Source organism: Synechococcales cyanobacterium CNB (assembly GCA_030263455.1).
Taxonomy (GTDB): Bacteria; Planctomycetota; Phycisphaerae; order Phycisphaerales; family UBA1924; genus CAADGN01.
Genome location: SZOZ01000002.1, coordinates 206328 through 228927, shown reverse-complemented (window position 1 = coordinate 228927; position 22600 = coordinate 206328). Strand labels below are relative to the sequence as shown.

Genomic DNA, 22600 nt, shown 5'->3' with positions numbered 1-22600 from the left:
CTATCGCTTCGCGCTCACTGTCAGTGCGGCTCCCGGTTTCGCCGGCGGCTTGCGCTCGACGTGCAGCCGCTTGGTCCTGTGTTGCGACCAGTCCGTCACGCGCAGGTCAGGGCTGTCTGGGCCGTCGTGGACCCGCAGCACGTCATACACGTTGTCGCGCTGCGCCGGCGTGAACCCGGCACCCCGGATGAGCCGGCAGAGCAGGGCCTCGTCGAGGCAGTACGTCGTCCCCGCGGCGGAGACGACGTTCTCCTCCATCATCACGCTGCCCATGTCGTTCGCGCCGTAAAGCAGAGCGACCTGCCCCACGTGCGGCCCCATCGTGACCCACGACGCTCCGATCGAGTAGACGTTGTCCAGGAACAGTCGGCTCAGCGCCTGCGTGCGCAGGTAGTCCGTTGAGCCGCTCATCCGCACGCGCCGTCCGAACTCCGCGTGCGACTTCGGGTCGCCCGTGCCGTCCAGCCGCGCCACCGCGTCCCCGGGGAACTCGCCCCCATCCTCGGGTCGGCTCAGCCAGTCCTTCACCCGCCCCAGCGGCGTGTTCTCCCGCTGGAACGGCCACGAGATGAACGAGACGTAGTGGCCGACAGGTGTCGAGGGATCGAGGGATCGAGGGAACGAGGGGCCTTGTCCGTCGCCCTTGGTTCCTCGGTCCCTCGATCCCTCGCTCCCTTCCCGCAGCGCCCGATCCTGCCACTCGCGCACAAGCCGCATGTGGTGGACGCGGTCGGCGTGCCCCTCGATGTGCCCGAACATCATCGTCGCGCTGGTGAACATGCCGAGCGTGTGGGCGACGTACATCGTCGTCAGCCACGCCTCGGCGTCGCACTTGCCCAGGCCGATCCTGCGGCGCACCGCCGGGGCGAAGATCTCGCCACCCCCGCCTGGGATGGAGTCCAGCCCCGCGTCGCGCAGGCGAACCATCACCCACCGAAGTTTGTCCTCCAGCGTCGAGCCGGGGGGATCGAAGAAGTGCACAAACTCGATGAACTCCGGCGGGCTGAAGGCGTGCACGTGCATCCCCGGGAACCGCTCCTTGATCGACCGCAGCAGCCGCTCGTACCACTCCAGCGGCAGCGCTGGGTTCATCCCGCCCTGCATCAGCACCTGCGTCCCGCCGATCGCCACCAGTTCGCCGATCTTCTCCAGAATCTGCGACGGATCCAGCGTGTAGGCGTCCTCCTCGTCGCCGTCGCGCCGGAAGGCGCAGAAGGTGCACCGCGCGTTGCAGACGTTCGTGTAGTTCACGTTCCGGTCGATGACGTAGGTACGGATCGACCCGCCGTGGATCGTGCGGCAGCGCGCATCCGCCCACCGCCCCAGCGCGGTCAGCGGCATCGTGCGGAAGAGGTCGAACGCCTGCTCCGGCGCCAGCCGTGCCTCGCCCCTCACCACGGCGGCCAGCAGCCCCGGGTCAGAGGCGGACAAGTGCGGATGCTCGGGCGGGGGGGCATAGAGGGGCATGTGGTCTCCGGATCGGACGTCGTTTCAGCGGCGTCTGAAAGTGCCGAAAGCATACCACCCGAGGGCCGTCAGCGACGACCCCAAGACCCACCTTCGACGCCCTATGAGAGTGCGCTACTACAGCAGAGGACTCAACAGCCGCGCCGTGTTGTCCACGGCTCGCTTCCACACCGGGCGGCGCGCCCACGCCTGCCGCGAGACCACCTCGCACTCGCCGAGGTACTCGCGCTGCAGCCAGCGCACCACGCTGGCGAAATCGTCGTCGTAGATGATGAGCGTGGACTCGAAGTTCAGCCAGAACGAGCGCATGTCAAAGTTCACCGATCCGACCATCGCCAGGCGTCGGTCAACCGTCAGGATTTTCGAATGCAGCAGCCCGCGCGAGTGCAGCGCGATGCGCACGCCCGCGTCGAGCAGGTCCTGGTAGTGCGAGCGGGCCGCCATCGCGACCACCGGCGTGTCCGTCGCCCGGGGCACGATCAGCGTGACCTCGACGCCGCGCATCGCCGCCGCGGCCATCGCGTTGCGGATGGCCTCGTCGGGCACGAAGTACGGCGTTGTGAGCATCAACTCCTCGCGTGCCGCGTAGATCGCCGTAAGCAGGAGGTTGTGAATGGAATCCGGCGCGATGCCAGGACCCGAGGGCGCGGCCTGCACCGCCGATCCGGCCTCGATCACGCCGAAGTCCGGCATGTACCTGCCGATGTCGCCGATCTGATGGCGGGCTTCGACCTGCCAGTCGTGCAGGAAGGTCACGCCCAGGGCCTGCGCGCCCGGTCCCTCGACCCGGACGGAAGCGTCGATCCACGGCCCGAGGTGCGGGCGACGCGGGTTGCGGAAGGTCTCGTCGGTCAGGTTGTGGCTGCCGGTGTAGGCGATCCGCCCGTCAATCTCGACGATCTTGCGGTGGTTGCGAACGTCGAGCCGCTCGAAGAGGCCTCTCACCGGGTTTACGGGCAGTGCGGCCACGACCTCCACGCCCGCCGAACGCAGCAGCGAGCAGCGCGTCGAGCGCAGGAAGCCCTTGCTGCCGACGGCGTCGAGGAGCATCCGGCACTCGACGCCGCGGCGGGCGGCTCGCTCCACCGCGTCGGTGACTTCGAGCGAGCGCCCGTCCGGCTGCCAGATGTAGAAGAGGAGGTGTGCGTGGTGAGTGGCTGCGTCGAGGTCGGCGATGATCGCGTCAAGGAAGGCGTCGGTCTCGTGCAGCAGCGTCACGCGGTTGCCGGCCAGCGGCGGCAGACCGGTGTAGGCGGTGGCCAGCCGTCGCAGCGCCTCGTCGGTGTCGCCGGGGGCGGTCCAGTCCTGCGCACCGCCCCTCCAGAACCGGGCGGCCCGCTCTTCGATGTCACGGCCAGCATCGAGGTAGCGCTTTGCTCGCTTCGCGCTCACGCGCGTCTCGCCGACGAGCAAATAGGCAATTGCCCCGACCACCGGCGCGAAGAGCAGCAGCACCAGCCACGCCAGCGAGACCGGGACAGCCCGGCGGCGCATGACGACGCGGAAGGCCAGCGACAGGCGGATCGCCCAGTCCGCCGCCAAGACGGTGATCGTGAGCCACGCTTCCACTGCTTCACCCTACCCGGTTTTCGGGCGATCCGATGGTCGCTCGGCCGGAGCCATGCCGGCTGGGGCGGCTGCTGCTCCGAGTCCATCGACGCTCGAACCAGGGCCAAGAGGCGTCTGTCTTGGCCGAGAGCGACGACGAGTCCCGGGCCTCATCGCCCTTCCACTCCGGGGCCTCTCTTGCCGTTACGAACCGACCATTCTCTGCCACGACCCGCCGAGGGCGCCGAGCGAATGACACCGAGCGATTCGTCTCCGGCCGGACGGGTCGGGTCCAGACCCGGTGCGCCCAGACGCCGGGAAGACGTGTCGGGCAACGCTCAAGAGTCTTCAGCATCTTGCCGTGGATCGCTCGGCTCCACCGGCCGGCGGCCGGGGGCGTTCGTGCGCGCGTCCTGCGTGTCATGCAGGTAGATCGCGCCCTGTGAGGGGATCGACACGGCGACCTCGTCGGCCAGCCAACGCTCGAGCTCCGTGGCCCTGGCATGGTCCAGCACAGCTTCGAGACGCCAGGTGTCGTGCACCGTCAGGCGGGCGATGACGTTCTGCCAGCACGGGACGAGTTCTTCGAGTCGCCCGCGCAGTCCGACACCGCGCTGTGTTGACACCGGCGAAAGGACGACTTCTTCAGCCCGGATGGCGAGATGTGTGCACCCGTTGCTCGATCCCGCGGCGAGGTGGCTCGCGTGCGGCGGCAGTTCGCTCAATGGAATGATGTTGCGAATGTTCAGGAAGCGTGCGACGGTCACGCTCCGGGGCTGCCGGAACACCCTGTCGCGCGAGCCGGCCTCCACGATCCGCCCGTCGATCATGATCGCCACGTCGTCCGCGAGAAGGCTCGCCTCGTGCAGGTTGTGGGTGACGAGGAAGACCGTCGTGCGCGTTTGCTTGCGCATCTCCCGGAACGACCAGAGCAGGTCTGATGCCGTCGCCGCGTCAAGGGATGAGAACGGCTCGTCGAGGAAGAGCACCCGCGGCCGCACGATCATCGCCCGTGCGAGTGCGACGCGCTGCCGTTCGCCGCCGGACAGTGTGCCGATGTGGCGCCGATCGAGAATGTGCTCGATCCTGAGCATCGCGGCCAGTCGCTTCAGGGGGTCGCTCGCTGCCCGCCGGGCGGATCGCGAAGGCAGGCCGAAGACGATGTTGTCGCGCACGGAGAGGTGCGGGAAGAGCGCGAGATCCTGCGGGATGTAGGCGATGCGGCGCGCCTCGGGAGGGAGAGTCGTGACGTTCCGGCCGTCGAGCAGCACCTCGCCACGCCTCGGACGCCGCGCCCCCATGACGGTTTCCAGCAGGAGCGTTTTGCCGGCCCCGGACGGGCCGAGAATGGCCAGGCACCCGCCTTCGCGCAGGTCCAGATTGACGTCGTGGAGGGTGAAGTCGCCGTACGTCGCGCTGAGGTCGCGGACGGAGATCATGCCGGCCGCCCTCGCGCGAGCACCCGCACGCTGAGCAGGACGAGCAGGGCGATGGCCGTCAGCACCATGACGAGCGCGACGGCCGCCTCGATGCGCACGGCGGACCAGTTGAGCACGATGGAAACCGGGATCGTGTCCGTCTTTCCCTTCACGCTCCCGGCGATCGTCACGGTCGCGCCGTAATCGCCGATCGCGCGGCCCCACCCCAGCACCAGCGCGGCGATCAGCCCGGGCCTCGCCAGCGGCAGCGTGACCCGCCGCATCGCCGCCCACGGCCCGCATCCGAGATACCGCGCCACCTGCTCCAGCCTCGGGCTGATCTCCTCGAACGTCGCCTTGAGCACCCGGATCTCGAGCGCGAGCGCGATGATGAACTGCGCCAGGATGATGCCAGGCACCTCGAACACGAACCGGACCAGGTGCTCCTGGACCCAACCGCCGGGAGTCGATCGGAACATGAGAAGCAGCGTGATCCCGATGGCGATCGGCGAGATGATGATCGGGACGTCCAGCAGCGCATCGACCAGCATCCTGCCGGGGAAGCGGTACCGCGCGAGCGCATACGCCGCGGGAACGGCGAACACCATCGCAAGCCCCGCAGCGACGGTGGCGCAGAAGAGACTCAGGCGGATGGCGTGCTGGATGTCAGGCTGGGTGAGCGCGGCCAGCGGCTCGCGCACGCCTGCGTAGCCCACCTGGGCCGCGAGCATCACCAGCACGAGCGAGAACGCCCCGCCCAGCCCGCACGCGAGACACAATCCGAAGAGCCTCCGGCTCATGCACACCTCACTGCTCACCAGCCCTCCGGCAGCGGCCATTCGCCGCCGACCGGCGTATCCGGCAGAGCGTGCTGCCTCGCCGCATCGACCGACGTCAGATAGTTCCACTTGCCGTAGATCGCCCGCCCTTCCGCCGACGTAAGAAAGTCCAGGAACGCCCTCGCCAGTTCGGCGTCCTTCGTGCCGGTTCCGATCGCGGCCGGGAGGAACCCGATGCGAGGCACGCGCTCCTTGGGAAGGTAGATCGTCCTGATCTTCGTCGGCTCCCAGTGCTCGAAGACTTCCCAGCCGATCACGGCATCGACCTGCCCCAGCGCGACGACCTGCGCGGTTTTGGCGCACGACTCCGTGTTGTTCACGATGTTCGGGCGAACAGCCGACGTCAGTCCCGCACGCTCCAGCACCTCGACCGCGTACAGCCCGACGCAGACGGTATCCGGGCGGGCAATCGCAACACGCACGCCCGGCTTCGCGAGGTCTTCCAGCGTTTGAATGCCCTTCGGATTGTCCCTCGGCACGTTGATCGCCGGCACCAGGTACGCGACGATCGTTTCGCTCGCGGGATCGACCAGCCCCTCGCGCTTGGCAAGTTCGATGTAGTCAGAAGAGCCGGGGAAGTACACGTCCCCCTGATCGGCGAGTTTCATGCGGGCCAGCATCTCGCCCGAACCGCCGAAGTGCGCCTCGACCCTTGCCCCGGTCAGTTGCTGAAACCGCTGCACGGCCAGTTCCGTCGGCGGCTGCGACGCCGAGCCGACGAACACCACAAGCCTGCGACCTTCGTAGGGCCGGGCAGGCTGCCCGGTGCCGGGAGTCGCCGCATCGCCGCAGCCGGGTAGAAGCGCCGTCAGCCCCGCCACGAGCCACGCGGCCACGCTCTGGGCGACGTTCCTCCGCCAATGCTGAGGCCGCGGCTCACGGTCGGTCCGCGGCTGGAGAGTCTGCATCGCCATCGGACTGCCCTCCATCGCCCCGGCATCGAATCCTTGGCAGCCCGGGTTCTCGCGGGTAGTCGCCGGTACAACATCGCTATTCTGATGCAATGACACGAAATGCAATGCGCGTATCGGTGCTCTCGTTGTTGGCGATTCTCCCCGCCTGTTCCTCACCCCCCTCCGGCTCGCGGGACGGCCAGGCCGCCCCTCGCACGGCCGCCTTTCTCTTCGACGGATCCTCGACCGACGCCTGGGTCATGGCCCGCGACGGCTCGGCGTGCCGGTGGGAGATCGACGCCGAGGGGGCGATGGTGGTGAACGTCGGGGCCGGCTCGATCCGCACGCGCGAGTCGTTCGGCGACTTCTTGCTGCACATCGAGTTCGCCGTGCCGAACAACCCGCCGGAGTTCACCGGGCAGGCGCGCGGCAACAGCGGCGTCTATCTCCAGGGCCGCTACGAGGTGCAGATCCACGACTCGCACGGGCTGCCGCCGGCGGACAACCTGTGCGGGGCGATCTACTCGAAGGCCGCGCCGCTGGTGAACGCCGCACGCCCCGCCGAGGAGTGGCAGACCTATCTGATCGACTTCACCGCGCCGCGCTGGTCCACTGTGGGAGACAAGATCGCCAACGCCCGCGTCAGCGTCTGGCACAACGGCACGCTGATCCACGACGACTTTGAGATCGACGGCACGACCGGCGGCGGCGCGCCCGAAGGCCCATCGCCCGGCCCGATCCTGCTCCAGGACCACGGCGACAGCCGCGTGCGGTTCCGGAACATCTGGATCGTTCCTCGCTGACCTCGCCGAAGCCTCGCTGAGACAACCCTTGGCCGGATCGTTCCGGGCAGTAGAATGGCCCCATGCTGTGGAGTTTCGGCGGTCGCGGGCGGCTGCTCACCCGCGCCGAGATCGCCCGCCGGGAGCACGAGCACTGGCTGAACCGGGCGATCGCCTCGGGGACGCCGTACCCCCGCATCCCCGTCCGTCAGGTGCGTTTCGGCGGGTTCTCGGGGCTGATGGCTCGACCCGGCGGGCCGGAGCGTGCAGCACGGTGGTGGGACGCGGCCCTGGCGCGGGTCGATGAACTGGGCGGATGAAGGCCCGGCGCGCCGGTCGCCGATGGTCTAGGGTCGCGGTAGCGGCCGCACACGGGAGGGGGCGATGTCGGAGTCCACTGTGCCGGAGTCCAAGACCGCGACGCCAACACCCACGCGCACGACGCTCGCACGCCGGTGGCTCATCCGTGTCGTGCTCATCACGATCGCGCTCTGGGCGTTCGGCGCGTGGGGCCTTTACGACGCGCTCGTCGCCTATCCCAAGCGAGGTGCTGCCTATGCCGAACTCATGCAACTCGAATACCTCCGCACCGCAAACGACCGCGGCGTCCTGGGACAGGCGAGCATCGACGATCCGGCCGGCGAACTCGCCCGACTCCGCGCCAAGGACGTGACCCAGCGCTCGGCCGTTGAGCAACAGCGCCTGCTCTGGCTCGAAGCCCTTGCCACGCCGGGCCTGAACATGCTCGACCCCCAGCACACGCGCATGGAGAACCCCGGCGCCACACTCGCCCGACTCCAGAGCGAGTGGGCGCAGCGGCCGGCCCCGAAACCTCTCAGCTGGTTCGACCTGCCCAGCCAGTGGCTCATCCTCGTCGTCTGCTGGGGATTCGGCACGTGGATGCTGATCCTCTTCGGCATGGTTGCCTCGAAGCGCTACTCATGGGAGCCGGAGGCCCAGCGGCTCACGCTCCCCGGCGGCGCGACGCTTGTGCCCGCCGACCTCGACGACGTGGACAAGCGAAAGTGGCACAAGTTCATCGTCTTTCTGAAGATCAAGCCCGAGCACGTCATCCTGGGCGGGCGCGAACTGCGCCTGGACCTCTTCCGCTACAACCACCTCGAGTCCTGGGTGCTGGAAATGGAGAAAACCGCCTTCCCAGACCGCCAAGAAGAGGAAGAAGAGGCGGCCGATGGCAGCGCGCCCGATCGGGGCGACGGACCGCGGACGGAGCCGGATGGCGCAGGGGCTTGACCTTGTTGCGGTGGGGATCGTGGCGTTGGCGTCGCTGGTCGGCGTCGTGCTGACGCTGCTCACGCTGCCGGGCACATGGTTCATCATCCTGGTCGCGCTGCTCTGCCAGTGGTGGCGCGAGGGCTTGTACGAGTGGTGGACAATCGCGCTGTGTGCCGTGCTCGCGTTCGCCGGCGAGGTCGTCGAGTTCGCATGGTCTGCACGCGGTGCGAAGCGCACCGGCGGCACGAGGCCGGGGATGGTCGGCTCGATCGTCGGGGGCCTGATCGGCGCGGTCGTCGGCACCTTCGCCATCCCGATCCCCCTGCTCGGCACGATCATCGGGGCCGCGGTCGGGGCCGGGCTGGGCGCGGTCGCTGGCGAGCGGGGGATGTCGCAGCGGACGTGGCGCGAGTCGGCCGCGGTGGGGCGAGGGGCCGCAGTCGGCCGCCTGACCGCCGTCGCCATCAAGACGGGCATCGCCGGGGTGATCGGGCTTGTGCTGACCACGGGCGCGCTGCTCGCCTGAACGTCCGGCGCAGTATGCTCACCACCACGGACCCGCGACGGAGCGCAGCGTGACCGCACGGAAGAAGGACCACAAGGCAGGCCCCGGCCAGACCGACGGCGTGAAGCACTTCGTGCTCGACACGAACGTGCTGCTCCACAACCCCAACGCCCTCTTCGTCTTTCAGGAGAACCACGTCGTCATCCCGTTCCCCGTCATCGAGGAGCTGGACAAGCTCAAGCGCCGCGACGACGACATCGGGCGCAACGCCCGCGAGTGCATCCGCCACCTCGACCGCCTGCGCGTCGCCGGCAACCTCACCGAGGGCGTGGACTGGGGTGCGGTCAAGCCGACCAGCGGCGCGGCCGCCAGCACCGGGCGCAACGGCGCGACCGGCACCGTGCGCATCGACGCCGCGGACCACCAGCGGCCCGACCTGCTGCACGAGGACATCCCCGACAACCGCATCATCGCGGTCGCGCTGGACCTGCACCGCGAGGGCAAGCGCACGGTCTTCGTCTCGAAGGACCTGAGCGCGCGCATCAAGAGTGACACGCTCGGCATCCACACCGAGGACTTCGAGAACCAGAAGGTGGACGCCGAGCGGCTCTACACCGGCTACCTCTCGCTCACGGTCGAGGGCACGCTGATCGACGATCTCTACGAGCAGCGCGCCCTGCCCCTGGAGCGGCTCGTCGGCGTGCTCGCGGGCGAGGAGGAGAGCGGCGAGCCGTGGCCAGTCGAACTCCGCGCCAACCAGTTCCTCCTGCTGCGCGACGCCGAGGACGAGCACCACACCGGCATCGCCCGCCGACCCGGCGACACCGACCACGTCATCCCCATCACCGGCCCGCGCAAGCCCGTCTTCGGCATCATGTCCCGCAACCTCCAGCAGATCATGGCGTTCGACCTGCTGCTGGACGACCAGGTGAAACTCGTCACACTGCTCGGGTCCGCGGGCACGGGCAAGACGCTGCTCGCTCTGGCAGCCGGCATGTCGAAGGTGCTCACCGAGGAACGCTACGAGCGGATGCTGTGCGCACGCCCGATCATGCCGATGGGGCGCGACATCGGCTACCTCCCCGGTGACAAGGACGAGAAACTCACGGCGTGGATGCAACCCATCTTCGACAACCTCACCTACCTGCTGAGCACGCGCGCCTCGCCCGGTCAGTCCGCCGAGAGCCAGAGCACCGAGCAGCGCATCCAGAAACTCATGGCCGACGGCGTCCTCGTGCTCGAACCGCTCACCTACATCCGCGGCCGCTCCATCCCTCACCAGTTCATGGTGGTGGACGAGGCACAGAACCTCACGCCGCACGAGGTCCGCACCATCGCCAGCCGCGTCGGCGAGGGGACGAAACTGGTTCTCACCGGCGACATCGGCCAGATCGACAATCCGTACCTCGACCAGTCCAGCAACGGCCTCTCGTACACGGTCGAGAAAATGAAGGGCCTGCCCATCGTCGGCCACGTCACGCTCGCCAAGAGCGAACGCAGCGAACTCGCCAGCCTCGCGGCCGAGCGGCTCTGAGCGGACCCGAGACGCCCGCACACCCCGGGTAGCCCGCCACTCCGTCGAGGGGCTTGTGCATCACGCGCTACACCCTTGCGCCGTCGGGGTTGAGACTCGCACCGGCGCGCCGTGTCCAGTCCCGCGCTACACCCCCGGCGTCTCGGCGGACAGCCCGCGCACGCTTGCGGCGCGGCGCTGCCAGGCCGGGGTTGCGGTCTGCCTGGACTCCTCGGCCTCGGTGAAGTTCTCGCCGAAGCGGAAGAGGCGGAAGGAGTTGGCGAGGACGAAGATCTCGCCGGCGAAGTGGTAGAGGCCGGCGAGCCAGACCTCGAGTTTGCCGGTGGCGGCGAGGGCGAGGCCGATGAGCACGATCACGATCGACGCGGCGATGTTCTGGGCGATGATGACGCGGGTCTTGCGGGCGAGTTCGATGAGGAAGGGGACGCGGTTGAGTTCGTCGGTCATCAGGGCGACGCCGGCGGAGTTGGTGGCGATGTCGGAGCCGGAGAGGCCCATGGCGACGCCGACGTCGGCGGCCGCGAGCGACGGGCCGTCGTTGATGCCGTCGCCGACCATCATGGTGCGCATACCGGCGGCGACCATCTGGCGGATCTGCTCGTGCTTCTCCTCGGGGTGGCACTCGGCCTCGATGGCATCGACGCCGACGGCCTGGCCGACGCGCTTGGCGACCGAGAGCCGGTCGCCCGTGAAGATGGCGACGGTGCGCACGCCGAGTTCGCGGAGTTTGCTGACGACACCGGCTGTGCCGGGCTTGATCTTGTCCTCCAGCCCGACTGCGCCGAGGTACCGGCCGTCGCGCATCACGTGCACGCCGGTCATGCCCTCGATGCGCTGCTCGACGGCCTCGACCTGCTGAGCGATGGCGGGGTTGAGTTCTCGCAGCCAGCTGGCGCGGCCGACGCAGAGTTCGCCGAGGGTGGTGCGCGCCCGCACGCCCCGGCCGTGGATTTCCTCGTAGTCCTGCGAGCCATCAGGGGTGATCTTGGCGGCGCGGGCGGTGCGCAGGATGGACTGGGCGAGCGGGTGGTTCGAGTGCTGCTCGCCGTTGGCGGCGGCCGCGAGCAGGTCAGCACCCTCGACGCCCGGGGCGGGCGCGAGGCGTGCGACCTCGAAGCGACCGGTCGTGATCGTGCCGGTCTTGTCCATGACGACGGCGTCGACGTTCGAGGCGGCTTCGAGGTACGAAGGCTGCTTGATCATGACGCCGAGGCGCGCCGCCGCCGCGAATGCCGCCACCATCGCGCTCGGGCTGGAGAGCAGCAGGGCCGCGGGGCAGCAGACGATGAGGACGGTGATCGCGGTGCGTGTCGCGTCCGGGCGGAGGTCCGCGTTCTGGCTCATCACGAACCAGACCACGAACGCGACCGAGATGGCGACAGGAACGAAGAAGCGGGCGACCTGCTCGATCAGCGCCTGGCGCGGCGAGCGGGTCTCCTCGGCGGCGCGGATCAGCTGGCTAACCTTGCCGATGGCCGTCTCCTCGCCGACCTGCGTGACGCGCAGGTCGATGATGCCGGTGAGGTTGGTGGTTCCGGCGTAGACCGGCTCGCCGGACTGCACCTCGACTGGGACGGCCTCGCCGGTGAGCGATGCCTGGTTGATCGTGGATCGCCCGCTGACGACGACGCCGTCCACCGGCAGGTTCTCGCCGGGGCGAACGCGGACAACGTCCCCGACCTTGACCTCGCCGAGCGCGACCTCGCGCTCCGTGCCTCCATCAACGATGCGGGCGACGTCGGGCGTGAGGGCGACAAGTTCGGCGATGGCGCGCTGCGCGCCGAAGGCCGTGCGCCGCAGGATCGCGTCCGCCACCAGCAGGATGAACGCCAACCCGCCGGCGGTCACGAAGTCGCCGACCGCGATGGCCGCGAGGATGGCGATCGCCGCGAGCGTCGAAGACGAGGCCCGCCGCTCGCTGATCTCGCGCCAGCCCTCGCGGCAGAGCGGGATGGCAAGCATGATGGAGGCGATGACGGCCGGGATCTGGGCCACCGCAGGGTCGGTGACTTCCAGCCACTTGGCGAGCAGCGTGGCGACGAGCAGCATTCCGCCGACGAGATACAGAAGGATGTGCCGCTCGCTGGTCTCCTCGCCGTGGGAGCAGGCGACCATCCGCCCGCGCTTGTCGTCCTCGTGGTGGTGATGATGGGGCCCGTGATCGTGGTCGTGAGCGTGCGTGTGAGCGGTTGAGGCCATGCGCCGTGCTCCCGGATGGTCGGGTCGTGAACGGGTGGTCGGCTGCCGCCGGAATCGGCGGTCAGCCCTGCGAAGGGGCAATCCTACCCCTCCCCCCCGCGCTCGGTCGGATAGGGTACGGGCATCACGCCCCGAGGGTTCAGCCCCGGCGACGGAGTGACCCGTGTCCACCCCCGCCCGAGTTACGGTCCTCGGCCTCGGTCAGATGGGGCTGGTCTGCGCGGGCATCCTCTCGACGCCGGACGCCACGTCGCGTTCACCGAGGACGGACGTGCGGCTGTGGGGCCACAGCGCGGACGAAGCGGGCGCGCTGACCCAGACCCGGCGCTCGTACCGCCTGCCTGGGTTCACGCTGCCGGACTCCGTGCGCGTCTGCCTGCGCGACGACGAGGCGCTCGAGGAAGCCGACCTGATCGTCTCGGCGATCCCGGTCCAGTTCACGCGGTCGGTGTGGGAGCGGCTGCGCCTGCACGTGCCCCGCGATGCGGCGGTCGTGTCCGTCGCCAAGGGGATCGAGAACGACACGCTGCTGCGGCCGACGCAGATCCTGGCCGATGCGTTGCGCGACGATCCCGACGCGCGCCCGCGCCGGCTGGCCGTGCTGAGCGGGCCGACGATCGCGCCGGAACTGGCCCGCTGCCTGCCGGCGACCATGATCGCGGCGAGCGACGACGCCGACTTCGCGGCGGAGGTGCAGCGCACGTTCTCGACGAGTTGGCTGCGCGTGTACACGAACCCAGACGTGCTGGGTGTCGAACTGGCGGGCGCAACGAAGAACGTGATCGCCATCGCGGCTGGCATCCTCGACGGCCTGCAGGCGGGCTACAACGCCAAGAGCGCACTCCTTGCGCGCGGCCTGGCAGAGATCGCGCGGCTCGGCGCGTCCATGGGCGCGACGCCCGACACCTTCTTCGGCATCGCTGGCGTGGGCGACCTCGCCACCAGTTGCTTCAGCCCCGAAGGACGCAACCGCTCCTGCGGCGAGGCGCTCGGTCGCGGCCAGCGGCTGGACACCTACCTCGCTTCGCAACCGTTCGTCGTCGAGGGCGTGGCGACCACGCGGTCCGTGATCGACCTCGCCCGCAAGTACCGCGTCGACATGCCCATCACGGCGAGCGTCCACGCCGTCCTTTTCGAGGGAATGGACCCGATCGACGCCATCGGCCGCCTGATGAGCAGGGAACTGAAGAGCGAACGGATCGCCTGAACCGTCCGCATCCGGCGACCGGGCCGGCGCGTATGGTCCTCCGTGCCCGTTTCGAGGAGAGACGCCCCATGTTCACAACCCTCGCTGTTGCCGTCGTGAGCCTGCCGACCGCGTTCGCCGAGGGCGGGCTTCTGCCCCGCGTTCCGCTGGCGAAGGAGCCGGTGCTGGCACTGCCGGGCGAACCTTCGCGGCTCGTCGCGAAGTTTCGGGACGACCTGCTGGTCCGGGCAACGCCCGCGGGCTTGGTGAGCCTTGCGGGCGCGGACCCCGCTGCCGCGCTGCCGCTCACCCGCGCGGCTGCCTCGTTCTCGCAACTCATCGACCTGCCCGACGAGACCGTCGCCTTCCTCGAATCACGTGCCGCGCTCGTGAGTGGGCGGGCGCAGCCTGACCTCGCTGGCATGGTCATCGTGGATGCGCCGGACGCGCTCCTGCTGCCGATCGCCCTTGAACTCAACGCCAGCCCGCTCGTCGAGTGGGTGCAGTTCCAGGAACTGCTTCCTCCCCCTCCGTGCGACGATTTGCTGCCGATCACGCCGCAGTACTACCCGAACATGCAGGGCTATCACGCGGCGAATCCGGGCCTGAACATGGCGGCGGCTTGGGCGCTCGGCGGCCGCGGGGCGGGCATCCGCGTCGCCGACTGCGAGTACGGCGTCGTGGCGAACCACGAGGACCTCTGCGGCATCTGGCTCGAACCGGGCCAGACGCCGCACCCGAACGTGGCCGCCAACGGCTGGGACGAGCATGGCACCGCCGTCTTCGGCGAACTGATGAGCCTGAACAACGGCTACGGCTGCACCGGCCTCGTGCCCGACGCGGCGGGGCTGTTCTTCCCCGAGTGGACGGTCGAGGGCGGGTCGCGCCGTGTCACTTGCATCGCGAACGCCATCGCCACCGTCGGCAAGGGTGACGTCGTGCTCCTCGAGATGCAGACCACCGGCGCGGGCGGGGGGTACGGACCGGCTGAACTCGACCTCGCCGTCTGGACCGTCGTGAAGAACGGAACCGATGCGGGCGTTGTCGTCGTCGGCGCAGCAGGCAACGGCAACCAGAACCTCGATTCCTCGCCCTACGTGCCGTACATGAACCGAGGCGACAGCGGCGCGATCATCGTCGGCGCAGGCTCCTCCACCACCGCCCACAACAAACTCTCCTTCAGCACCTACGGCTCCCGCGTCAACGTGCAGGGATGGGGCGAGAACGTCTTCACTCTCGGCTACGGCTCCTACGCCCAGCATGGCGGCGATAAGAAGCAGCGATACACCGCGGGCTTCAGCGGCACCAGTTCCGCTTCGCCGTTCATCGCTGCGGCCGCCGCCTCGCTCCAGAGCATCGCCGAACTGCACCGCAACCGGCGCCTCGCGCCCCTGGAAGTCCGCTCGGTCCTGATCGCCACGGGCATCCCCCAAGGCTCGGGCGGGCACATCGGCCCCTTCCCGAACATGGCGGCCGCAGCCAAGCGCGTCGCCTGCTACGCGGACTTCAACCTCGACGGCACGATCAACTCGACCGACTTCCTCCTCTTTCTGAACGCATGGAGCGCGGCCGCGCCCGAGGCCGACACCGACCGCGACGGCGCGCACTCCTCCATCGACATCATCATGTTCCTGAACGCTTACGTCGCCGGATGCTCCTGATCACGCCCCGGCCCGACAGATATACTCGGGCATGGCCATCACCATCACCTACCTCGGACATTCGGCGTTCGTCCTCGACGACGGCGCCCATCGCGTCGCCATCGACCCCTTCATCACCGGCAACCCGCTCGCGCCGAACAAACCCGGCCTGCGCGCCGATGATCTGAAGGTCGACGCGGTCTGCCTCACGCACGGCCACGGCGACCACCTCGGCGACGCCGCCGCCATCGCCAAGCGCACCGGCGCGACCGTCTACTGCTCCTGGGAAATCCACGAACTCCTCGTCGAGCAGGGCGTGAAGCACACCGAGCCGGGCAACGCGGGCGGGCGCATCGACGCGAGGTGGGGCTGGGTCGCCTTCACGCAGGCCTTCCACTCCTCTTCCGTCAACGGTCGCTACCTCGGGCAGCCGATGGGCGTCGTCCTCCACCTCGGCGGCAAGACCGTCTATCACTGCGGTGACACCGGTCTCTTCTCGGACATGAAACTCCTCGGCGAAATCTACAAGCCCGATGCCGCCATGATCCCCATCGGCGATCGCTTCACCATGGGGCCGGAACTCGCCACGCGCGCCGCTGAACTCATCGGCGCTCCCTTTGCGATTCCAATCCACTACAAGACCTTCGGCCTGCTGCGCCAGGACTGCAAGGGCTTCGCGCCCAAGGGCGTCACCGTGCGTGAACTCGTCCCCGGCGAACCCTGGCGGCTCGGGTAGCCCGTCGCTCGACCCGGCCGCCGACGGCCGGATAGCGGCGCGCTGCGGCTATCATCGACGCAGCCACGCAGGAGCCACCCATGACCACGCTCGCCGCGCATGCCAACACCGACCTCCGCGCACTCCTCGGCCCCGATGCAGACGACCTGCTGAGCCACCGCTGCGGCACGATCCCGGCCTCCGCCCTGCACCTGCCGGGGCCGGACTTTCTCGACCGGGTCGTCGTCCACACCGACCGCAAGCCCGCCACGCTCCGCAACTACGCCCTCATCCTGAACACGGGGCGTCTCGCCGGGTCAGGGTTCGTTTCCATCCTGCCCGTCGATCAGGGCGTCGAGCACTCTGCCGGCGCGTCCTTCGCTCCGAACCCCGAGTACTTCGACCCCGAGAACATCGTGCGTCTCGCCGTTGAGGGCGGGTGCAACGCCGTCGCCAGCACCTTCGGCGTGCTCGGCGCGGTCGCCCGCAAGTACGCCCACAAGATTCCGTTCCTCGTGAAGTTCAACCACAACGAACTGCTCACTTATCCCAACCAGTTCAACCAGCTCCCGTTCGGCACGATCCGCCAGTGCTTCGAGATGGGTGCGGTCGCCGTCGGCGCGACCATCTACTTCGGCTCCCCCGAGTCCGGCGAGCAGATCCAGTACGTCGCCGACATGTTCGCCGAGGCCCACGACTACGGCCTCGTCACCGTGCTGTGGTGCTACACGCGCAACCCTGCGTTCAAGATCGGGGGCACGGACTACCATGCCGCCGCCGACCTGACCGGCCAGGCCAACCACCTCGGCGCCACGATCCAGGCCGACATCATCAAGCAGAAGCTGCCGACGAACAACGGCGGCTACGCGGCCTTGAACACCGGGGACTCCGCCTACGGCAAGTTCCGCAAGGAGGTCTACACGAAACTGAGCGGCTCCGACGAGTCCGGGCGCGGCGGGCACCCCATCGACCTCTGCCGATACCAGGTCATCAACAACTACATGGGCCGCATCCCCCTGATCAACTCCGGCGGCGACAGCAAGGGCGCGAGCGACCTGGCCGACGCCGTCCGCACCGCCGTCATCAACAAGCGCGCCGGCGGCATGGGCCTCATCTCCGGGCGCAAGGCCTTCCAGCGGCCGATGAAGGACGGCGTCAAACTCCTCCACGCGATCCAGGACGTCTACCTCGACGAGACGGTCACCGTGGCGTAACGAGGGAGGAGGCAGTCAGGCCTGTTGCTGTGCGGCGCACGCACTGGCGCGGATTGCCCTCAACAGCCAAGACTATGCTACGACGCGGTTTGGAGAATCCGCCATAGCATGGTCCAGCCGCGATCATTCTGCGCCCATCAGGAGAGTCGTCGTGCGATCGAACCCCGCGCTGCTGCCTATGCCCGCCTCGAGACTCCCGCACGAGCGGATCGGGCAGTCCTGCCCCGGCACGCCATCGCGTCAAAGTCGGCCGTCGTGGGGCGTGCTCGCGTGCGTGCTGTTCGCCGTCGCGGCGCAGACGCCCAGCTACAGCCAGCTGGAGCAAGCCGAGCGACCGGCCGCGGTGCCCGAGCCGGGCACGCGCCTCGTGCTCGAGCTGAGTCCCGGCGTTGAGGTCGAACTCGCGTGGATTCCGCCGGGCGTCTTCGAGATGGGCAGCCCGGGCGACGAGGCGGGTCGTGAGGATGACGAAGGCCCGAGGCATGCCGTCCGCATCAGCCGCGGCTTCTGGATGATGACCACGGAAGTTCGGCAGGATCAGTGGATCGCGCTGATGAAGAGCAACCCGTCGCGTTTCAAAGACGACGCACGCCAACCGGTGCAGACGGTGGGGTGGTTCGAGGCCGTCGAGTTCGCGAACCGGCTGACGGAGGCTGTCGCGCAGCGCCATCCCGATCTCGGACTGCGCCCGCGCTACCTGATCGAAGACGCCGAGCGGTTCAACGATGGTCACGTGCGCAGCGCGAGCGTGCGCCGCGTGGCGGAGCATCGCGGGTTCCGCCTGCCGACCGAGGCGGAGTGGGAGTACGCGTGCCGTGCCGGGACAAGCGGCCCGTTCCACACGGGCGAGACGATCCTGTCCGATGAGGCGAACTTCAAGGCCAGCCTTGGGTACCGCGACAGCGAGGGCGGCGTGTTCCGCGAGCGCACCGAGCCGGTGGCGAGTTTCGCGCCGAACGCCTGGGGCCTGCACGACATGCACGGCAACGTGTGGGAGTGGTGCTGGGACTGGTACGACCCGCACTGGTACGAGCCGACCAACGGCCCGACCAACGGCCCGACCAACGAGCGGGGCGAACGGGTCGATCCCCAGGGACCGGGGGACGGGAACGAGCGGGTTCTCCGCGGCGGCTCGTGGTACGACGGGCCGTGGTACGTGCGGTCCGCGCACAGGTATCGTCTCGGACCCGTCTTCCAGTACTACAACAACGGCTTCCGATTGGTCCTCGACGCGGAATGAGAGACATCCACGCGCCGTCATGTCCATGCAGGATCGGCACCTCGGCGGGTCATCACCCGCCGATCCGTTCGTACTCCGCCAGCCGCTGTTCCATCTCGGCCCGGTACTGCTCGCCGTGCGCCGGGATGAGCGAGACGGCCTCGCGCTGCGCCGCGGCCGCACCCGGCGCGTCGCCCGTCAGGTGCAGCGCCTTGGCCAGCGTGTCAAGGTACATCCAGAGGTTCGCGCCCCCAGCGTTGCGCTCAACCCGGCAGGCGCGCTCGGCGGCGCGCATGGCAGCGGCGGGGTCGCGCGCGCTCACCGGCTCCGCCGTCAGCAGGAACCACGCGCACGAGTTCAACTGGTCCGCGTTCGCGTCGATCCGCTCGGCGAACCGCGACATGACTTCCAGCGAACGCTCGACCTCGGGGCGGGATCGTTCGGGCCAGCCGAGCGATTCGTAGAGCATGAGAAGGTTCATCGCGGTCGTGAGGGTGTCGGGATGGGCGTCGCCCAGCACGCGCCGTGCCGCCGACAGGCTCCGCTTGTAGAGCGTCTCTGCCTCCTCGACCCGCTCCGTCCTTGAGAGCACGAAACCGAGGTTCGAAGCGGCGCCGAGCGTGTCAGGGTGCGCCTCGCCGAGCACGCGCTCGCGGGCCGCGACCACGCGCCGCAGCAGTTGCTCCGCCTCCGGCACGCGCCCCGTCGCCAGCAGCGTCATCCCGAGTTCGTGCTCGGCGAAGAGCGTGCCGGGGTGGTTGTCGCCGTGGGCTTCGCGCCAGCTCGAGAGCGCCTGCTCCAGAAGCGGGACGGCCTCGGCGTAGCGGCGCAGATCGGCGAGCAACGCGCCCAGGTTCGTCAGCGAGCCGAGCGTCTCCGGGTGCGTCAGGCCGAGCGTTCGCCGCTGTCCGTCGTGGACCCGCCGCAGGATCGCCTCGGCTTCGTCCGTCCGATCGGTGTGCCGGAGCGCCATGGCAAGGTTGTTCATGGCGCCGAGCGTGGCACGGTCGTCCTCCCCGAACGCCCGGCGCATCCCGTCGGCGGCGCGCTCGCCGAGAGCGGCTGCATCGCCGTACCGACCCTGCTCCATGCGCAGGCCGGCGAGGTTCGCGAGAGCGCGCTGTGTCTCGGGGTGCTCGTCGCCGAGCGTGGCGCGGCGCATCTCGTAGGCGCGGGTCAGGTGCTCGTCCGCCTCGGGCAGTCTTCCGAGCGCGCGGAACGAGTTGGCGATGACGTGCCGCAGGCGGGCCTCGATCATCGGCCGATCAGCGAACCGGTCCGGAAGCGACAGCGACGCCTCGTCGAGGACGTCGCGCACGGTCACGTCGCGCCCGCGTTCCTCGGGGTCCACCGAGGCGAGCATGTCGCCCAGGAACGCGACCACGGCATCGGACTCGGCGCGTGCCTCGCGTTCGGAGGTTGCCAGTGCATTTGCGACGTCCCGCTCCCGAAGCGCCCAGACCAGGCCTGCCGCGGTCCCCGCCACGCCGAGCAGCAGCGCGAGCGCGACCGCCCCCGCCGCCGCCACGCCCCCGCGGTGCCGACGCAGGAACTTCGAGAGCCGGTACGCGGCCGTGGGCGGGCCGGCCTCGACCGGTTCGTCGCGCAGGTACCGCTCCAGGTCGCGTGCCAGCGTGCCCGCGCCGTCGTAGCGCCGGGTGCGGTCCTTTTCCAGGCTCTTCATCACGACCCAGTCGAGGTCACGGCGGAGTCGCCTTGCCACGGTCGCAGGATCGTCGTCGAGCCGCGGGAGCACGGTCGAGCCTGCGCGCGTGATGCGCTCGCTCGGCCGCACCGGCTCCAACTCGTCGATGGCGTGCGACACGCCCGCGTACCCGCCCGCGCGCAGTTTCGTCGATTCGAGCGGCGGTTCGCCCGTCAACAGTTCGTAGAGGATCGCCCCGAGCGAGTAGACGTCGGCCCGCGTGTCAACGTCCGACCCGCCGCGAGCCTGCTCGGGGCTCATGTACTCCGGCGTGCCGATCAACTGTCCGACCTCGGTGTAGACGGTCGAGTCGGTGAGCCGCTGCGAGACGGCCTTGGCGACACCGAAGTCGATCACCTTCGGCGAGGGACGACTGTCCACGAGCGACACGAGCACGTTCCCGGGTTTGAGGTCGCGGTGGATGACGCCCTTCATGTGCGCGTGCTGCACCGCCTCGCAGACCTGGATCATCAGGCGCACGCGGTCGTCCACTCCCAGCCGCTCGTGCTCGCAGAAAACGTTGATCGGCTCGCCGCGCACGTACTCCATCGCGAAGTACGGCCTGCCCTCCGGCGTCGTGCCCGCGTCGTAGACCTTCGCCACGCCGGGGTGATCCATGAGCGCGAGCGCCTGCCGCTCGGCCTCGAACCGCGCGATCACGGACTTCGAGTCCATCCCCGGCTTGAGCACCTTCAGCGCGACACGCCGGCGGACCGGCTCCTCCTGCTCGGCCAGGTAGACCGTGCCGAACCCGCCCTCGCCCAGCGCCTGGAGCACGCGATACGGACCGACAGCCCTGGTCGCGTCAGCCGGTAACGAGGCCGAGACGCTCGCCGGAGCGGTCGCGTCGAGTGTCGGATCGTCCGTACCCATCGGCGCGGAGTGTAGGGGGGGTCATATCTGGCCAATACCCCCACGGGAGAACCCCCAAACCGACGCAACCCGCCCGGTTCCTGCTGGCATCGGACCCCGCGACCGAGGACAATCGATCCGGAGGCCGGGGTTGCCCACGCCCAGGGTCGATTCGTGCTCACGCCGCCGGGAAGAACGCCCGCGCCGGCAATCCGGGAGGTTCACCATGCGTCTTACTCGCACGCCCGCTGCCCTGCTCGCACTCGCTTCGCTCGGCCTTGGCACCGGTTCGGCGAGCGCACAACAGACGCTCACCTCGGAACGCATCGCAACCGGCTTGGCTCGCCCCGTGCTCGTCACGCACGCGCCCGGCGACCGCGACCGCATCTTCATCGTCGAGCAGCGCACCGGCTCCACGGGGCGCGTGCGCATCTACGACCTCACGACCAACACGCTCCTCGCCACGCCCTTCCTCTCCGTCACCGGCGTCGCCACCGGCAGCGAGCAGGGCCTGCTCGGCCTCGCGTTCCACCCGGACTACGCGAACAACGGCCACTTCTTCGTGAACTACACCGCGTCCGGCACGAACGCCACCTGGGTGGTCCGCTACACCGTCTCCGAAGACCCGAACGTGGCCGACCCTGGAACCGCCCAGCCCGTCATCACCTTCTCCCAACCGCAGTCCAACCACAACGGCGGGTGGATCGGCTTCGGCCCGGACGGCTATCTCTACATCCCCACCGGCGACGGCGGCGGCGCGAACGACCAAGGCACCGGACACAGCCCCGGCGGAAACGCCCAGGACATCACCGACAACCGTCTGGGCAAGACACTCCGCCTCGACGTCGACGGCGACGACTTCCCCGCCGACCCCAACCGCAACTACGCGATCCCCCTCGACAACCCCTTCGTCGGCATCACCGGCGACGACGAAATCTGGGCCTACGGCCTGCGCAACCCGTGGCGGTGCTCCTTCGACCGCGAAACCGGCGACTTCTGGATCGCCGACGTCGGGCAGAACGCTTGGGAGGAAATCAACGTCCAGCCCGCCGTCAGCGCGGGCGGCGAGAACTACGGCTGGCGCTGCATGGAAGGTTTCGCCTGCACCGGCCTCGACGGATGCACCTGCAACCACGAGTCCCTCACGCTCCCGATCCACGCGTACTCGCACGCGGGCGGGAACTGTTCGATCTCGGGCGGGTACGTCTACCGCGGCGCGACCATGCCGCACCTGCGCGGCACGTACTTCTTCGCCGACTTCTGCTCCAACCGCATCTGGACGCTGCGCTACGAGGACGGCCAGGTCGTGGACCTGACCGAACGTCAGGCGGAACTCGTCCCAGACGTAGGCTCGATCGCCTCGGTCTCGTCCTTCGGTGAGGACGCCCGCGGCGAACTCTACATCTGCGACCTCAACGGCGGCGAGATCTTCCGCATCAAGCCCCGCTGCCCGGTAGACCTCAACGGCGACGGCCAAGTCAACACCGTTGACGTGCTCACCTTCCTCAACGCCTACACAGCCAACGATCCCGTAGCCGACTTCAACAACGACGGCACGATCAACAGCCTCGACTTCCTGGGTTTCCTGAACGCATGGATCGACGGCTGCCCCTGAACGGTGCGGGCTCTGGGACGGGGTGGATGCCGG

At 69.0% G+C, this 22600-nt stretch carries 18 protein-coding genes; 11 read left to right on the top strand and 7 right to left on the bottom strand.

The window, feature by feature from the left end; genetic code table 11:
- The 5 genes from FBT69_02600 to modA all read right to left on the bottom strand — a co-directional run bounded on the left by FBT69_02600 (nt 1) and on the right by modA (nt 6201).
- A complete protein-coding gene (locus FBT69_02600) occupies nt 1-1467 on the bottom strand; it encodes a radical SAM protein (GenBank protein MDL1903686.1) in 1467 nt (488 codons plus the stop codon).
- Between the two features lie 117 nt (nt 1468-1584).
- Nucleotides 1585-3036, bottom strand: coding sequence for a cardiolipin synthase (gene cls, locus FBT69_02595; protein MDL1903685.1), 1452 nt, complete (start codon nt 3034-3036; stop codon nt 1585-1587).
- Between the two features lie 317 nt (nt 3037-3353).
- The gene (locus FBT69_02590; protein ID MDL1903684.1) at nt 3354-4454 is read right to left on the bottom strand and encodes an ATP-binding cassette domain-containing protein; all 1101 of its coding nucleotides are present in this window, start codon (nt 4452-4454) and stop codon (nt 3354-3356) included.
- Nucleotides 4451-5272 carry an ABC transporter permease subunit gene (locus FBT69_02585; GenBank protein ID MDL1903683.1) on the bottom strand — a complete coding sequence of 274 codons (822 nt, stop codon included), beginning with the start codon at nt 5270-5272 and terminating at the stop codon, nt 4451-4453. Before FBT69_02585 ends, FBT69_02590 begins: the two co-directional genes overlap by 4 nt.
- Nucleotides 5248-6201: a molybdate ABC transporter substrate-binding protein gene (gene modA / locus FBT69_02580; GenBank protein ID MDL1903682.1), complete on the bottom strand. Its 954-nt coding sequence runs from the start codon at nt 6199-6201 to the stop codon at nt 5248-5250. The genes FBT69_02585 and modA overlap by 25 nt, the downstream gene beginning before the upstream one ends.
- A 74-nt stretch (nt 6202-6275) precedes the next feature.
- On the opposite strand from modA, the gene FBT69_02575 reads away from it, so the two are divergent.
- From FBT69_02575 to FBT69_02555, 5 genes are all read left to right on the top strand, one after another.
- On the top strand, nt 6276-6968 hold the full coding sequence (locus FBT69_02575) for a DUF1080 domain-containing protein (GenBank protein ID MDL1903681.1): 693 nt from the start codon (nt 6276-6278) through the stop codon (nt 6966-6968).
- A gap of 62 nt (nt 6969-7030) precedes the next feature.
- Complete coding sequence (locus tag FBT69_02570; protein MDL1903680.1) at nt 7031-7267, top strand: hypothetical protein; 237 nt, start codon at nt 7031-7033, stop codon at nt 7265-7267.
- A gap of 64 nt (nt 7268-7331) precedes the next feature.
- The gene (locus tag FBT69_02565) at nt 7332-8201 is read left to right on the top strand and encodes a hypothetical protein (GenBank protein MDL1903679.1); all 870 of its coding nucleotides are present in this window, start codon (nt 7332-7334) and stop codon (nt 8199-8201) included.
- Nucleotides 8140-8709, top strand: a complete 570-nt coding sequence (locus FBT69_02560) for a DUF456 domain-containing protein (protein MDL1903678.1) — start codon at nt 8140-8142, stop codon at nt 8707-8709. Before FBT69_02565 ends, FBT69_02560 begins: the two co-directional genes overlap by 62 nt.
- A 100-nt stretch (nt 8710-8809) precedes the next feature.
- On the top strand, nt 8810-10222 hold the full coding sequence (locus FBT69_02555) for a PhoH family protein (protein ID MDL1903677.1): 1413 nt from the start codon (nt 8810-8812) through the stop codon (nt 10220-10222).
- A gap of 126 nt (nt 10223-10348) precedes the next feature.
- Here FBT69_02555 and FBT69_02550 read toward each other — a convergent pair whose 3' ends face one another.
- Complete coding sequence (locus tag FBT69_02550; GenBank protein MDL1903676.1) at nt 10349-12421, bottom strand: cation-translocating P-type ATPase; 2073 nt, start codon at nt 12419-12421, stop codon at nt 10349-10351.
- A 205-nt stretch (nt 12422-12626) separates the two neighbouring features.
- Between FBT69_02550 and FBT69_02545 the strand changes: the two genes are divergently transcribed.
- The 5 genes from FBT69_02545 to FBT69_02525 all read left to right on the top strand — a co-directional run bounded on the left by FBT69_02545 (nt 12627) and on the right by FBT69_02525 (nt 18416).
- The gene (locus FBT69_02545; protein ID MDL1903675.1) at nt 12627-13628 is read left to right on the top strand and encodes an NAD(P)H-dependent glycerol-3-phosphate dehydrogenase; all 1002 of its coding nucleotides are present in this window, start codon (nt 12627-12629) and stop codon (nt 13626-13628) included.
- 32 nt (nt 13629-13660) lie between these two features.
- The gene (locus tag FBT69_02540; protein MDL1903674.1) at nt 13661-15268 is read left to right on the top strand and encodes a hypothetical protein; all 1608 of its coding nucleotides are present in this window, start codon (nt 13661-13663) and stop codon (nt 15266-15268) included.
- Between the two features lie 31 nt (nt 15269-15299).
- Nucleotides 15300-15983 (top strand): metal-dependent hydrolase, encoded by a 684-nt coding sequence (locus FBT69_02535; protein MDL1903673.1) that lies wholly within the window; start codon nt 15300-15302, stop codon nt 15981-15983.
- A gap of 80 nt (nt 15984-16063) precedes the next feature.
- On the top strand, nt 16064-17176 hold the full coding sequence (locus FBT69_02530; GenBank protein ID MDL1903672.1) for a class I fructose-bisphosphate aldolase: 1113 nt from the start codon (nt 16064-16066) through the stop codon (nt 17174-17176).
- 151 nt (nt 17177-17327) lie between these two features.
- Complete coding sequence (locus FBT69_02525) at nt 17328-18416, top strand: formylglycine-generating enzyme family protein (protein ID MDL1903671.1); 1089 nt, start codon at nt 17328-17330, stop codon at nt 18414-18416.
- Between the two features lie 52 nt (nt 18417-18468).
- Here the strand turns inward: FBT69_02525 and FBT69_02520 are convergent, their stop codons facing one another.
- On the bottom strand, nt 18469-20973 hold the full coding sequence (locus FBT69_02520) for a serine/threonine protein kinase (protein ID MDL1903670.1): 2505 nt from the start codon (nt 20971-20973) through the stop codon (nt 18469-18471).
- Nucleotides 20974-21178: 205 nt separating this feature from the next.
- Here FBT69_02520 and FBT69_02515 point away from each other — a divergent pair, with 205 nt between their 5' ends.
- Entirely contained in the window at nt 21179-22567 is a 1389-nt protein-coding gene (locus tag FBT69_02515; GenBank protein ID MDL1903669.1) for a sugar dehydrogenase, read from the top strand.
- Nucleotides 22568-22600: the final 33 nt, after the last annotated feature.

Excerpts from the sequence above, each read along its gene's own strand:
- FBT69_02600 (MDL1903686.1), bottom strand. The coding sequence starts at position 1,467 with ATGCCCCTCTATGCCCCCCCGCCCGAGCATCCGCACTTGTCCGCCTCT.
- FBT69_02590 (MDL1903684.1), bottom strand. The coding sequence starts at position 4,454 with ATGATCTCCGTCCGCGACCTCAGCGCGACGTACGGCGACTTCACCCTC.
- FBT69_02585 (MDL1903683.1), bottom strand. The coding sequence starts at position 5,272 with ATGGCCGCTGCCGGAGGGCTGGTGAGCAGTGAGGTGTGCATGAGCCGG.
- modA (MDL1903682.1), bottom strand. The coding sequence starts at position 6,201 with ATGGAGGGCAGTCCGATGGCGATGCAGACTCTCCAGCCGCGGACCGAC.
- FBT69_02575 (MDL1903681.1), top strand. The coding sequence starts at position 6,276 with ATGACACGAAATGCAATGCGCGTATCGGTGCTCTCGTTGTTGGCGATT.
- FBT69_02570 (MDL1903680.1), top strand. The coding sequence starts at position 7,031 with ATGCTGTGGAGTTTCGGCGGTCGCGGGCGGCTGCTCACCCGCGCCGAG.
- FBT69_02565 (MDL1903679.1), top strand. The coding sequence starts at position 7,332 with ATGTCGGAGTCCACTGTGCCGGAGTCCAAGACCGCGACGCCAACACCC.
- FBT69_02560 (MDL1903678.1), top strand. The coding sequence starts at position 8,140 with ATGGCAGCGCGCCCGATCGGGGCGACGGACCGCGGACGGAGCCGGATG.
- FBT69_02550 (MDL1903676.1), bottom strand. The coding sequence starts at position 12,421 with ATGGCCTCAACCGCTCACACGCACGCTCACGACCACGATCACGGGCCC.
- FBT69_02545 (MDL1903675.1), top strand. The coding sequence starts at position 12,627 with ATGGGGCTGGTCTGCGCGGGCATCCTCTCGACGCCGGACGCCACGTCG.
- FBT69_02540 (MDL1903674.1), top strand. The coding sequence starts at position 13,661 with ATGGTCCTCCGTGCCCGTTTCGAGGAGAGACGCCCCATGTTCACAACC.
- FBT69_02535 (MDL1903673.1), top strand. The coding sequence starts at position 15,300 with ATGGCCATCACCATCACCTACCTCGGACATTCGGCGTTCGTCCTCGAC.
- FBT69_02530 (MDL1903672.1), top strand. The coding sequence starts at position 16,064 with ATGACCACGCTCGCCGCGCATGCCAACACCGACCTCCGCGCACTCCTC.
- FBT69_02520 (MDL1903670.1), bottom strand. The coding sequence starts at position 20,973 with ATGGGTACGGACGATCCGACACTCGACGCGACCGCTCCGGCGAGCGTC.
- FBT69_02515 (MDL1903669.1), top strand. The coding sequence starts at position 21,179 with ATGCGTCTTACTCGCACGCCCGCTGCCCTGCTCGCACTCGCTTCGCTC.